The sequence below is a fragment of the Agarivorans gilvus genome (genome assembly GCF_001420915.1).
GTDB classification, from domain to species: Bacteria; Pseudomonadota; Gammaproteobacteria; order Enterobacterales; family Celerinatantimonadaceae; genus Agarivorans; species Agarivorans gilvus.
Map to the genome: position 1 here is coordinate 1,291,986 of NZ_CP013021.1, position 13,457 is coordinate 1,305,442.

The following is a 13,457-nucleotide window of genomic DNA, read 5'->3' on the forward strand; positions in this document are numbered from 1 at the left end:
CACCGAAAAGCAATAAAAAAGCCAGCATCGTGCTGGCTTTTTACTAATAAAGTCAAAACTTATAGCTTGCCTAAAATCTCTTCCGACAAACCTAAATCTTCGTTCTTATTGACGCTAATACCACGTTCAATAACGGTTTTAGCAATGCTCTTAGCTTCTTCTAAAGAGTGCATGGTGTAAGTGCCACACTGATATTCATTAAGCTCTGGAATATCATTTTGACTAGCTACGTCCAGTACGTCTTGCATAGAGGCCAACCAAGCGTCAGCTACCTGCTGCTCGCTAGGACTACCAATTAAGCTCATATAAAAACCAGTACGACAGCCCATTGGTGAGATATCGATAATTTCTACTGAGTCAGAGTTCAAGTGTTGACGCATAAAACCCGCATAGAGGTGCTCTAGGGTGTGGATCCCTTTCTCTGATAAGATCTCTTCATTGGGCACACAATAGCGTAAATCAAATACCGTAATCGTATCCTTGTTAGGCGTAGCCATGGTTTTAGCTACTCGAACTGCCGGTGCGTGCATACGGGTATGATCAACGGTAAAACTATCTAATAAGGGCATGCTGTTCTCTCTTTGTTTGCCTCTAGCAACAGAGGCTGAATTAATGGGCTATATTCAAGCAAAAAATAACCGCCATAGCCAGCTACTATCTAGATCATCTTTGCATTTATTATATTGCGCCGCGTAACGCTTAGCTCGCTGGTCAACCGTGCCAGCTACCTTAACCAACCACTGTTTATTACGGTAGGAGCCACGCTTATAGCCACCCCAGCCTTCGTGATAATTTAAGTACTGATTTCGCGCATCCCACTTAGAGACACCGTTAATTTTATGGGTTTTGTAAGTAAACCACCCCATGAAATCCATGGCATCATCGAAGTTAGAGCGCGAAGACCAAGAATTGCCGGTCTCTCTCACGTAATCATCCCACGTGAGGGTTTTGGCTTGGCTATAGCCATAAGCACTGCTAGCTCGCCCCACCGGAATAAAGCCGAACCAGTATTGCATCGGCGGTCGAGCGTTATGTTTGAAGCTAGATTCTTGGTACATCATCGCCATGGGCACGTGTACTGGGGTTCCCCACTTCTTATTCATGCGCTTGGCTGCTTTGTACCAGTCACGTTTCTCTTCAAAGATCCGGCATAGGTTTTCCGGCTCTTTTGGCGGCTTACTGCTGCAGCCGCTTAACCATAATAAACTGAAACAAACCAAGGCCAGCTTGGCAAGCTGAATAGTAACTGCATTGCTAGTTCTTCGCATTTTCAAAGTACTTCACTAAAAACCCATCAAAATCGATGTCATCACTGGCTTCAATCGCAGCTTGGTCTTTGAAGCTTTGTTCAGCCATCTCAGTAAAGTCTTGATTTTGCCAGTTAATTAGCTTGTGACCAAGCATCTCTTCACGATACTGTGCAGCCCATTGCAGGCCGAGACTACTATTGTCTTGCGCTTTCGATTTAAGGAGTTCTAAGATCCTAGCGGAATAGGTGGTGTTATTAGCCACACTATTGCTCGCCTCTTGTAAGGCAATACTGAAATCAGCTTGCGGGCGATGTAAGTCGAGTAATTCAGCCGCAGAGCGCATATATTCGAATAGCTGTGCAACATGTTCACTGAGAGGACGTGTTTGCCCGGCTATGTCTAGCGATAAATCAGGATTACGGCCTTCTATCGCCACCCGATTGAAGTTACTGCGACTAAGCTGCAGTTCGCTCTGACACATTTTCGGCGAATCCATCAACAAACAAGCCAATAACAGACTGTCGATGACTCGCACCTGTTGCTCGGTGACCCCTTCTGCACAAAACGGATTCACATCCAATGCGCGAATTTCAATATATTCAATGCCTTCGGCAGCTAAAGCTTGTGAGGGCGTTTGATTAGACTTAGCAACACGTTTGGCGCGAATAGGCGCATATAACTCATTCTCAATTTGCAAAATATTGGCATTAAGCTGGCGGTATTCACCGTCCACCTTCACGCCAATTTTGGCAAACTCTTCTGAGTAGCTATTTACCGCCGTACGCACGCTGTTTACGTATTCACTAACACTGTTGTAGTTAATTTGTAAGGCACTCTGCGCCGAGCTGGTATAACCTAAATCACTTAAGCGTAAGGAGGTAGCATAGGGCAAATACAAAGTGCCCTTGCCCATACGTTCAAAAGGTAACTGACTTTCTGCGGCATTTAAGAAAGAATGACATAAGGCGGGAGAAGCACCGAATAAATAAGCAACCAGCCAGCCATAGCGATAAAAGTTACGGATTAAGTCCATATAACGCTGTGAGATATAGTCGCTTAAGGGCTGTTGGTCGCCTTCTACTTGCTGCAACTGTTGCCAAAACGATTGCGGCAAAGAGAAGTTATAATGCACGCCTGAAATCACCTGCATGGCGCTACCATAACGATGACGCAAGCCCTGTCGATAGACATGCTTCATTTTGCCGATATTTGAATCGCCAAACTTTGCTAACACAATATCCTGCTCATTACCGATGTAACAAGGCATGCTCAAAGGCCATAGGCGCTGGCCGTCCAAGTGCTTTAATGTGGCATGATGAATATCTTTTAAGCGCGACAGTAACTGCTCCACGCTGTCTGATACCGGAGTAATAAACTCCAATAAGGTTTCAGCGTAATCAGTAGTGATAAGAGGGTGGGTTAACGCGGCTCCTAACGCCTTTGGGTGATCATTAGTGGCGAACTTTCCCTGCTCACAAATACGTAAAGCTTCACGTTCGATACCACGTTTAATACCAAGTACACCGGTATCTGCCAATGCTGCGCTGAGTTGCGTCAGCCGTGTCGTAATTTGTTGAGTCAATGTAAACTCACTATTTTAAAAATGAAGCGGAATGTGGCAAAGCATAACGAGTTAAGCCTGGTTTTGCCACCGTTCTAATAGCTAGTTATAAAGCTATTTCCTGTAGTGGCAGCGCTAAGCGCTGTAATTGCGGCAGCAAACTCTGTTTGTCCCCTACCACCACAATAATCATTTGCTCTGGTGACAAATATTTTGCCGCCAGTTGCGCCAGCTCAGACTGACTAATAGTAGCAATAATCTGATTCTGCTCAGCAACAAACTCTGGCGCCAAATCAAATTGTAACATTTGCATTAAAAACGAGGCCTTTTGCGCTGGCGTGGCATAGGCTAAAGCCTCTTGCTGAGATACTGCATTACGCATATAGGCCAGCTCATCTTGATTAGGGCCCGTTTTCGCATAGGTCTCTAGCTCACTCAGCAACTGCTTAATCGCATCGGCAGTGGCATCTTGGCGAACATCAGTGGAAATCATAAAACTGCCACTGTCTCTAAAACCGGAAAAACCGCTGTTTACGCCGTAGGTAAAACCTTTGTCTTCACGCAAATTCATATTTATTCGGCTGTTAAAGTTACCGCCAAAATTAAAGTTCATCAAATTCGCTTTAAAGTACTCACCACTGGCATCGTAGGGCATGGCTATACGCCCTATTCTTAATACCGACTGTACCGCACCAGGCTTATCCACCAAGTAAATGGTATGGCCCTTGGCTGAATCTCTAGGAACAAACTGCGGTCTGGCTTGCGCTTCGCCCCGCCACTGCTCTTGTAAAGGAGCCAAGGCCGCCAGCACTTCTGTTTGCTCTAGGTTGCTCACCACCACTAACTGGCTGCCTTGAGGCCGATAATGACTTTTCCAAAACTGTTTTACATCAGCTAAAGTGAGGCTGGCGACACTCTCGCGAGTACCATAGCTGGAGGTGGCTAAACGACTATTCTCCCCATAAATCAGCCGCTGACTGGCGATGCTGGCCAGCCAAGACGGTTGATTAAACTTCTGCTCAATACTCTGCAGTAAACGGGCTTTTTCACGCTCAAACTCCTGCTCATCAAAGGCAGGACTTAATAAGCGTTGCTGCAAAACAGCTAAGCTCTGGGCGAGATTTTCGCTCAGTGACGTCAAACTAATGGTTTGACTATACAGCCCTGCACTAAAGCTCATCGAAGTACCAAGCTCGGCCAACTGATCAGCCAAATCGGCAGCCTTGGTTTGCAAGCTACTTTGCATCAGTATTTGCCCTGTAAGCTTGGCCAGTCCTTCTTTACCAGGCGGCTCAGATAAGCTACCGCCAGGTAAGCTAAACTGTAGGGTCACCGTTGGTGTGGCCTGCTCTGAAGTCGCCAATATTTGCAAACCGTTGCTCAACTGAGCTTGCCATAAGGCAGGCAATTTAACCGTGGGAGGGGGTCCAGAAGGCGGTTCCACACTGCGGTCAAAATCATCCTCAATCTGAGGAATGGCTAGCTCAGCAGGCGAGACCGAACTCGCCTCGGGTAGCTGTCGAGGTGTTGGTTGGTAATTATCGTTCGCGGCTAATAACTGACGCTGCCCTTTGGGGACCACGCTCATCACCACTCTAGGCTTATTTAAAATGTAATGCCGATACGCCTGTTGCACCTGTTGTTCATTTACCTTGTCAAACTGAGCCAGCACTTGGCGAATGAATAAAGGGTCACCAAAAAAGGTTTCGCCGTAGGCCAACTGAGTGACCACGTCGGCGACGCTTTCCAAACTATAAATGGTTGAGGCCTTAAGAGAAGAACGTACCCGCTGCAGGTCCGCCTGGCTCACGCCCCGAGCCGCGAAGTCATCGATGGCTTGGTCGACGTCTTTCATCAGCTCAGCCAGCGTTAAGCCTGACTGAGGATTGGCTCGAACATAAATAGCCAAGGTACAGGCCATTTCTCGACAATAATGGGAGCTGCCAGCCGATAAGGCTTTACCGCTCTCCACTAAAGATTGATGCAATAAGGAGCTTTTTCCACCACCGAGAATTTCCGAAAACATATCTAAAGCCACTTCATCTTCGGCACCGGCATACACCGTAGGATAAGTAATATATAACAATGGAATATGCACCCGGTCCTCCAAGGAGATATAACGGGTTTGCGTGAGCTGAGCTGGCCTAGGCGTGACTTTGGGTACTTCGGGGCCGCTGGGAATAGTGCCGAAGTATTTGTTCACCCACTCAAGAGTTTGAGCTTGGTCGATATCACCACCAATGCTAAGCACAGCATTATTCGGGCCATACCAACGTAGGAAGAAAGCCTTCAAATCGTTTACATCAACTCGATTTAAGTCTTCAACATAACCGATGGGCTGCCAAGAGTAAGGGTGATCTCGAGGATATAGCGCCTCGCCCACCCGCTCAGACAACAAACCATAAGGCGCGTTATCAACTCGTTGGGCTCGCTCGTTTTTCACCGTATCGCGTTGTATTTCAAACTTCTTTTGACTTACCGCATCAAGTAAGAAACCCATTCTATCGGCTTCTAACCAAAGTACTTTTTCCAGCTGGTTGGCAGGCACGGTTTGGTAGTAGTTGGTACGGTCTTGAGTGGTGGAGCCATTCATGGTGCCACCGGCTTCGTTAATAATTCGAAAGTGCTCTTGGTCACCTACGTGCTTAGAGCCTTGGAACATCATGTGCTCAAAAAAATGAGCGAAACCTGATTTACCCTGTTGCTCTCGGCTAGAGCCAACATGATAGGTCACATCCACATGGACTAAGGGCGCACTCTGATCTTGATAGAGTAAAACGGTAAGGCCGTTAGCTAGGCGGTATTTTTTATAGCCTATCTGTAATTCACTGCCATTGGCCTCCACCTGCTCAACTAAGCGTATACCCGAAGGTAAGCTTGGTTCATTAGCTGGGGTAACATAAGCGCAAGCCGCTAAGGCAAGCACTCCTAATAGGCTAAACCACTTCAATCCCATGTTTACTCTTTTTAACATCAATTAACTCCAGCATAGGCATTGGCTAATACCACCAATATTGAATAACGCGCTAATTTCCCAATTAACATCAATAAGCTACTTTGCACTACTGGCAATTTAGCCGCGCCAGCCACAAAACATAACACATCGCCCACTAGCGGTAGCCAACTTAGTAACAATACCCATACACCAAACTTATTCACCCAAGGTCTCGCCTTAGCTTGTTGGGCTAAATCCGGTAGAAAGGCAAAGCGTCGATGGGCAAAGTCGAACAAGCCCCAGCCCATGGCAAAGGTAATTAAACCACCTAAGGTATTACCGATACTCGCCACCAATAACAAACTTAACCACTGCTCTGGATATTGGCTAAGCAGCCCTAACAATAACACTTCAGAACTACCGGGTAAGACAGTGGCCGACGACAGGGCACTCAAAAATAACGCTAACAGCACCGCTACAAGGGCTCGACAAAATAATTAGCGGGCCACAGTTCTCGAACATCTACGTAGGCCATCCCTGCAGCTTTTGCCGCCGCAATACCCGCATCGGCATCTTCAAAGACTAAGCAGCGCTGCGGCTCCACCTGCATCAGCTCGGCACACTTTAAAAAAGTATCGGGGGCGGGTTTATGCCGAGCCACTAGATCGGCTCCAACAATCGCCTGCAACTGCTCAGCAACACCTAACTTATTCAACAGCATCTCTGCTTGCTGCTGACTGGCCCCGGTACCTACCGCCATTAGCTTTTCGCCTAAGTAATGCTCGAACACTTTTATTAAAGGGGTAACCTGTACCTCTTGATTCACTAGCTGATGATAACGTTGCTCTTTAGTTTCTGAGATTAAAGCCACGTCAAGATCTTGAATATTGGCCTGCTCAGCTAAGATTTCAACCGTTTGCTCGGTAGGTTTACCACTCATAGCCAACATTTGCTGCGCAGTAAAAGGAATATTGAACTTGTTTAAAGCATACACCCAGGCTTTTTGGTGCTGCCCCATAGAATCAATTAAGGTGCCATCCATATCAAAAATGAAGGCATCATATTCAGCGTATTGCTCTAGTTCCATAAACACTCTTTGTTAACAATTTTGGAGGAATAACAATTATTATCAGCATCATAACAATAAGCCCCACCATCAAGCACGAGTTGTTTGTGGCTTATTTGGCTGTTACCAAGCCGTGATAAGCTGCTTAGCACCGCTATAGACTAAAATAATCTCTGTGAGGCGAGGCGAAGTTGCTAAGTAAAGCGCTTCTTTTATCGGTTAATACGAGTAAACTAAATATCATCAATCACTTACGTGAACAGGTAGCGCTATGGTTCGGTTTTTTTTAGTACCTTTAATTCTAACCATTTTATGGACACTGTTTTTGTTTCATTATGGTTTGAGCTTTAAACAGGGTTTAAAAGGTTATTATTGGATCATTGGCGTCAGTTGCGCTTTGATTGGCTTTTTTAGTCTGATGATATGGATAACTCATTAGCAAAAAAAAAGCTTGCCGAAGCAAGCTTTTGATTAATCTCTAAAGTTTATCCTACCCAAGAGAGTAGCACCCCGGCCGCTACCGCACTGCCTAATACACCAGCCACGTTGGGCCCCATTGCGTGCATCAATAAGAAGTTATGAGGGTTTGATTCTAAACCTACTTTGTTTACCACCCGCGCCGCCATTGGTACAGCAGACACCCCGGCAGCACCAATTAAGGGGTTAATTTTACCACCACTTAAGCGACTCATTAGCTTAGCCATCAATACCCCAGAAGCAGTACCAATAGCGAAGGCTACCGCGCCTAAAGCAAGAATGCCTAGGGTTTCTACGGTTAAGAACTTATCGGCAGAAAGCTTTGAGCCAACAGCAAGACCAAGGAAGATGGTCACGGCGTTAATTAACTCGTTTTGCGCAGTTTTACTCAGACGGTCTACTACGCCACTTTCACGCATTAAGTTACCTAGACAGAACATACCCACTAGAGGAGTTGCCGCAGGCAAGAACAAAATGGTTAAGCCAAGCACCGCTATCGGGAACAAGATTTTCTCGCGCTTACTCACCGGGCGCAATTGCTCCATTTGGATTTCACGCTCTTCTTTACTGGTTAGCGCTTTCATAATGGGCGGCTGAATAATCGGCACCAAGGCCATATAAGAGTAGGCCGCCACCGCGATAGCACCGAGTAGATCAGGAGCCAATTTAGAGGCCAAAAAAATCGCCGTAGGGCCGTCAGCTCCACCAATAATGGCAATCGCAGAAGCGTCAGCCAAGGTGAAATCAAAACCTGGAATAGTGTTTAGCAAAATAGCGCCAAATAAGGTGGCAAAAATACCAAACTGGGCTGCGGCTCCTAGTAACAACATCCGAGGGTTAGCAATCAAAGCGCCAAAATCGGTCAGCGCCCCACTCCCATGAAAATCAATAAGGGGAATACGCCGGTTTCAATACCCACATGATAAATGTAGTAAAGTAAGCCACCTTCCTCAGTGAATCCGGCATTGGGAATATTTGCCAGTACCGCACCAAAGCCAATCGGCAGCAGCAACAAAGGCTCGAATTTGCGTACAATTGCCAAATAAAGCAACAGCAAACCCACTGCCATCATCACCAATTGACCGGGCTCGAAATTAGCAATCCCGGTCTCAAGCCATAACTTTTGTAATCCTTCCACTTTATGGCTCCCTAAGCGATGCTCAGTAGGACTTCGCCCACTGCAACCGCATCACCTTCTTTAACTAATACCTGCTCAACCACACCGGTTTTTGCAGAACGGATTTCCGTTTCCATTTTCATCGCTTCCATAATCAGCAGCACGTCACCTTCTTGCACTTTCGCACCCGGTTGTACCACCACTTTAAAGATATTTCCGGCTAGCGGGGCTGGAAGCTCTTCAGCACTACCAGAAGCGGCACTGGCCACAGGGGCACTAGCAGCAGCTGCAGAACTTGAAACCGCCGCTACGCCGTCAATTGAGCCTTCAGGGCCCACATCAACGGTGTACAGTTGTCCGTCTACTCTCACCGAGTAAGTTTCTACACCGCCAGCTTTAACGGATTTTGCAGCGACCGCTTTAACATCGTCAGCACTAGGTACGGGTTCAAAGGCATCGGGGTTGCCACGATTTTCTAAAAACTTCAAACCAATCTGTGGGAATAAGGCATAAGTAAGCGCGTCATCAATTTTAGCCTCAGCCAAAGCAAAGCCTTTGTCTTTGGCAAGCTGCTCTACTTCAGCTTCTAAGCGCGCCATTTCTGCCTCAAGTAAATCAGCAGGGCGACAAGTAATGGCTTCTTCGCCATTTAATACTCGAGCTTGCAGCTCGCTGTTTAACTCACCCGGCGCTTTACCATATTGACCACTTAAGATACCGGCGGTTTCTTTGGTGATGGTTTTGTAACGTTCTCCAGTAAGCACGTTAATTACCGCCTGAGTACCCACAATTTGTGAAGTAGGTGTCACTAAAGGAATGTAGCCCAGATCTTTGCGCACTTTAGGGATTTCAGCTAACACTTCGTCAATCTTGTCTGCCGCGCCCTGCTCTTTTAACTGGCCTTCCATGTTGGTTAGCATACCGCCAGGTACTTGGGCGATGAGAATACGCGAATCAACACCTTTTAAGCTACCCTCGAACTTGGCGTATTTCTTACGCACTTCACGGAAGTAGGCAGCGATGGCTTCCAACTTAGTTAAATCTAAGCCGGTATCACGCTCAGTACCTTCGAGCATTGCCACAATAGTCTCTGTTGGGCTATGGCCGTAAGTACAGCTCATTGAAGAGATTGCCGTATCGATAATGTCGATACCCGCTTCAATCGCCTTCATATGGGTAGGTAAACTTAAACCGGTGGTGGCATGGCAGTGTAAGGCTAACTCTACATCGGTTTCGGCTTTCAAACGTTTGATCAGCGTTTCGGCTTCATAAGGCTTCAACAAGCCAGACATATCTTTAATCGCAATAGAATGACAGCCAATGTCTTCTAAACGCTTCGCTAGGTCTACCCAATTATCGATAGTATGGATGGGGCTAGTAGTATAGGAGATGGTTCCTTGAGCATGGGCTCCGCAATCTAGCGCAGCTTTAACCGCTGTTTGGAAGTTACGTGGGTCGTTCATCGCATCAAAAATACGAAAAACATCCATACCATTTTTAACTGCTCGCTCGACGAAACGCTCTACTACGTCATCGGCGTAGTGACGGTAACCCAATAAGTTCTGCCCACGTAACAACATTTGTTGCTTGGTATTAGGCATGGCTTTTTTCAGCTCACGCAGACGCTCCCAAGGATCTTCGCCTAAATAACGGATGCAAGCATCAAAAGTTGCTCCGCCCCAAGTCTCTAAAGACCAATAACCAATTTGGTCGAGTTGCTCAGCAATAGGTAACATATCTTCGATGCGAAGACGTGTTGCTAACAATGATTGATGCGCGTCGCGCAATACAACATCAGTTAATGCAAGTGGTTTAGACATTGCCTTAAATCCTCTTTAAGTTATTTGGCCTTCCGGTACTGTTGAACGGCAGCAGAAATTGCGGCTACCACGGCGGCGTTATTGGCAGGTTGGGTCGATTTTGGCGAGGCCGGTTTAGGCTCGGCAATATCTGCAATTGGAGGGGCGACTTTAGCCAAGCCCATTACCGCAACAATTAATAGCGATAAAAAGCAAAAAACGGCGATCATCCCGACCCCCATTAACGTTGCCGCTTCGACTAGCAGCTCGGTCAAATCCATCATAATTTACAATCCACGTCCTTTAAGATTGGCGTAAGAATTACACGCAAATCAATAAAAATCAAACCTGAAGGCTGAATAATTATTCAAATGTATATCATTGTTAACCGGATTATATCGATAAGATGCTCTACTGCCACTATCGATTTAACCTTACACCAGTTAAAAACACCAAACCTTAACATTTGCGCAACACACGATTAACGCTCATCAGGTGGCTTATAAGAAAGACTAATTTATCAGTTTGGGAGAACGAAAAGTAGTCTTCGTGATCACAAGTGGAAAAATTCAAGATGAATAAATGGTGAATAATAAACAAGCAGTGTAGCAATACACTAAAATGGCGCGCGTGGAAGGATTCGAACCTCCGACCGCCTGGTTCGTAGCCAGGTACTCTATCCAGCTGAGCTACACGCGCGTGGGGTATAACAAGCCTAGAAGAGATTTGCCCAAGCTTCAAATAAAAAAGAAATGGCGCGCGTGGAAGGATTCGAACCTCCGACCGCCTGGTTCGTAGCCAGGTACTCTATCCAGCTGAGCTACACGCGCGTTGAAATCGATGGCGGTGAGGGAGGGATTCGAACCCTCGATAGGGCTACAAACCCTATACTCCCTTAGCAGGGGAGCGCCTTCGGCCACTCGGCCACCTCACCTCGATTTCACTTCACCCGCTTGCTAAAAGCAAACCGGTAGAAGAATGGCGCGCGTGGAAGGATTCGAACCTCCGACCGCCTGGTTCGTAGCCAGGTACTCTATCCAGCTGAGCTACACGCGCGCAGATAACACGTTGTTACAATGCCTAAGCATTTTAAAATATGGCGCGCGTGGAAGGATTCGAACCTCCGACCGCCTGGTTCGTAGCCAGGTACTCTATCCAGCTGAGCTACACGCGCACAGATAACACTTCAATAAAAAAAGCCCACATCACTATGAGCTTTTAATAATAATGGCGCGCGTGGAAGGATTCGAACCTCCGACCGCCTGGTTCGTAGCCAGGTACTCTATCCAGCTGAGCTACACGCGCGCAGATAACACGTTGTTATAATGCCTAAGCATTTAAAATATGGCGCGCGTGGAAGGATTCGAACCTCCGACCGCCTGGTTCGTAGCCAGGTACTCTATCCAGCTGAGCTACACGCGCGTTGAAATCGATGGCGGTGAGGGAGGGATTCGAACCCTCGATAGGGCTACAAACCCTATACTCCCTTAGCAGGGGAGCGCCTTCGGCCACTCGGCCACCTCACCGCGATTTCGGATGCAGATATTACTGCTTCAAAAAATATAGTCAAACCTTTTTTGTTACTTTTCTCTCGTTCGTTCAGCTTTCGAACAGTTGACAAAGTTTTTGACTAATAACTGGCTAATATGCCATCGCTAAACAACTTAGCGCCGAGTAAAAAAACAAAAGGAAGCCAGAGGCTTCCTATAGTGCTATAGCATTAAATTGACGATACTGGCTTAAGCACCGGCGCTTTTTTCTGCTTGAATACGCATATAAATTTCTTCACGGTGAACCGATACTTCTTTCGGTGCATTCACGCCAATGCGCACCTGATTACCTTTTACACCGAGTACAGTAACGGTTACTTCATCCCCAATCATCAAGGTTTCGCCAACACGGCGAGTCAAAATTAGCATTAATATCTCCTCAAATTGATATTTTTTTGTTCTTTAGTGACCTGTCACTTAGCGACTATTCTATGGCAATTAACCCATAGACTAGCCTGTTTAAGCTCCAGAGTCATTATTATTGGTCTAGGTTATAGGCGGTATGTAGTGCGCGTACCGCCAGTTCCAAATACTTTTCGTCTACCACTACCGATACTTTGATTTCAGAAGTCGAGATTAGTTGCATATTAATGCCCTCGTCACCTAAGGTTTCAAACATGGTTTTGGCGACCCCAGGGTGGTTCATCATGCCAACGCCAACAATGGAGATTTTGGCTAGAGAATCTTTACCCTGAACGTCACGAGCGCCTAGCTCCTGCGCTGTTTGCTCTAAAAGCTGCTTAGCCCGGTTATAATCATTACGATGTACCGTGAAGGTAAAGTCTGCGGTATTGTCACCCATCGAGTTTTGAATGATCATATCCACATCGATATTCGCGTCGCCAATCGGCGCCAAAATAGATGCTGCTACCGAGGGTTTATCAGGCACGCCTAATATGGTTAAGCTTGCTTCATCTCGGTTAAACGCAATGCCTGAAATGACCGGTGACTCCATTTTATTTCCCTCGTAACTAATTAAGGTCCCCTGACCTTCGGTAAAACTAGATAATACTCGTAATGGTACGTTGTATTTACCGGCGAACTCTACCGCGCGGATTTGTAGTACTTTGGCCCCTAAACTGGCCATTTCTAGCATTTCTTCAAAAGTAATACTGTCTAACCTACGCGCTTTCGGCTCTACTCTTGGGTCTGTGGTATATACACCATCAACGTCAGTGTAGATTTGGCACTCATCGGCTTTTAGGGCGGCAGCAATAGCCACCGCGGTGGTATCCGAACCACCACGCCCTAAGGTGGTAATAGCATTATCAGGACTACGTCCTTGGAAACCAGCAATCACCACCACCTTATTTTGTTTTAAGTGGCCATGAATATTATGGTCATCAATATGAGTGATGCGAGCTTTACCATGAGCATCATCAGTATGCATGCGGATTTGGTCGCCAGTCATCGATATGGCATCACAACCTTTTTTCTGCAATGCAATACTAAGCAAAGCAATCGTAACCTGCTCGCCGGTTGAGACTAATACATCCTTCTCACGCTCACAGGCATTCTCGTCGATTTCTTTTGCTAAGCCTAATAAACGGTTGGTTTCTCCAGACATAGCAGAAAGCACAACTACGATATCATCGCCCGCTTCTTTACAACGAATAACTCTATCAGCCACCGCCTCTATGCGTTCAAGCGAGCCGACCGAGGTACCACCATACTTTTGAACAATTAGTGCCACTTGCTTTCC

At 46.5% G+C, this 13,457-nt stretch carries 10 protein-coding genes, 8 tRNA genes and 1 pseudogene; all 19 read right to left on the bottom strand.

The genetic code is table 11. From position 1 onward, the window contains the following. Positions 1 to 59: 59 nt before the first annotated feature. On the bottom strand, positions 60 to 569 hold the full coding sequence (gene luxS, locus AR383_RS06070; protein ID WP_055732334.1) for an S-ribosylhomocysteine lyase: 510 nt from the start codon (positions 567 to 569) through the stop codon (positions 60 to 62). Positions 570 to 623: 54 nt separating this feature from the next. Beyond that, the gene (locus AR383_RS06075) at positions 624 to 1,268 is read right to left on the bottom strand and encodes a transglycosylase SLT domain-containing protein (RefSeq protein WP_188407313.1); all 645 of its coding nucleotides are present in this window, start codon (positions 1,266 to 1,268) and stop codon (positions 624 to 626) included. Next, positions 1,255 to 2,832: a glutamate--cysteine ligase gene (gene gshA / locus AR383_RS06080; RefSeq protein ID WP_055732335.1), complete on the bottom strand. Its 1,578-nt coding sequence runs from the start codon at positions 2,830 to 2,832 to the stop codon at positions 1,255 to 1,257. Before gshA ends, AR383_RS06075 begins: the two co-directional genes overlap by 14 nt. A gap of 85 nt (positions 2,833 to 2,917) precedes the next feature. Further along, positions 2,918 to 5,767, bottom strand: a complete 2,850-nt coding sequence (locus AR383_RS06085; protein ID WP_083481742.1) for a M16 family metallopeptidase — start codon at positions 5,765 to 5,767, stop codon at positions 2,918 to 2,920. A 17-nt stretch (positions 5,768 to 5,784) separates the two neighbouring features. Further along, a complete protein-coding gene (locus AR383_RS06090) occupies positions 5,785 to 6,201 on the bottom strand; it encodes a YqaA family protein (protein WP_229711115.1) in 417 nt (138 codons plus the stop codon). Between the two features lie 20 nt (positions 6,202 to 6,221). After that, positions 6,222 to 6,833 (bottom strand): beta-phosphoglucomutase family hydrolase, encoded by a 612-nt coding sequence (locus AR383_RS06095; RefSeq protein ID WP_055732337.1) that lies wholly within the window; start codon positions 6,831 to 6,833, stop codon positions 6,222 to 6,224. Between the two features lie 464 nt (positions 6,834 to 7,297). Further along, positions 7,298 to 8,427: pseudogene (locus tag AR383_RS06100) on the bottom strand (sodium ion-translocating decarboxylase subunit beta). A gap of 11 nt (positions 8,428 to 8,438) precedes the next feature. Then, on the bottom strand, positions 8,439 to 10,226 hold the full coding sequence (oadA, locus tag AR383_RS06105; protein WP_055732338.1) for a sodium-extruding oxaloacetate decarboxylase subunit alpha: 1,788 nt from the start codon (positions 10,224 to 10,226) through the stop codon (positions 8,439 to 8,441). A gap of 20 nt (positions 10,227 to 10,246) precedes the next feature. Beyond that, a complete protein-coding gene (locus tag AR383_RS06110; protein WP_055732339.1) occupies positions 10,247 to 10,489 on the bottom strand; it encodes an OadG family protein in 243 nt (80 codons plus the stop codon). 338 nt (positions 10,490 to 10,827) lie between these two features. Next, positions 10,828 to 10,904, bottom strand: a tRNA-Arg gene (locus AR383_RS06115). Between the two features lie 54 nt (positions 10,905 to 10,958). Continuing rightward, a tRNA-Arg gene (locus AR383_RS06120) sits at positions 10,959 to 11,035 on the bottom strand. Positions 11,036 to 11,046: 11 nt separating this feature from the next. Beyond that, positions 11,047 to 11,139: transfer RNA gene (locus AR383_RS06125), tRNA-Ser, on the bottom strand. A 45-nt stretch (positions 11,140 to 11,184) separates the two neighbouring features. After that, a tRNA-Arg gene (locus AR383_RS06130) sits at positions 11,185 to 11,261 on the bottom strand. 41 nt (positions 11,262 to 11,302) lie between these two features. Next, a tRNA-Arg gene (locus AR383_RS06135) sits at positions 11,303 to 11,379 on the bottom strand. A 54-nt stretch (positions 11,380 to 11,433) separates the two neighbouring features. Beyond that, positions 11,434 to 11,510: transfer RNA gene (locus AR383_RS06140), tRNA-Arg, on the bottom strand. A gap of 40 nt (positions 11,511 to 11,550) precedes the next feature. Continuing rightward, positions 11,551 to 11,627 (bottom strand) — tRNA-Arg (locus tag AR383_RS06145). Positions 11,628 to 11,638: 11 nt separating this feature from the next. Next, a tRNA-Ser gene (locus AR383_RS06150) sits at positions 11,639 to 11,731 on the bottom strand. 213 nt (positions 11,732 to 11,944) lie between these two features. Next, positions 11,945 to 12,124, bottom strand: a complete 180-nt coding sequence (csrA, locus tag AR383_RS06155) for a carbon storage regulator CsrA (RefSeq protein WP_016402827.1) — start codon at positions 12,122 to 12,124, stop codon at positions 11,945 to 11,947. A 109-nt stretch (positions 12,125 to 12,233) separates the two neighbouring features. After that, positions 12,234 to 13,448: an aspartate kinase gene (locus tag AR383_RS06160; protein ID WP_055732340.1), complete on the bottom strand. Its 1,215-nt coding sequence runs from the start codon at positions 13,446 to 13,448 to the stop codon at positions 12,234 to 12,236. Positions 13,449 to 13,457: the final 9 nt, after the last annotated feature.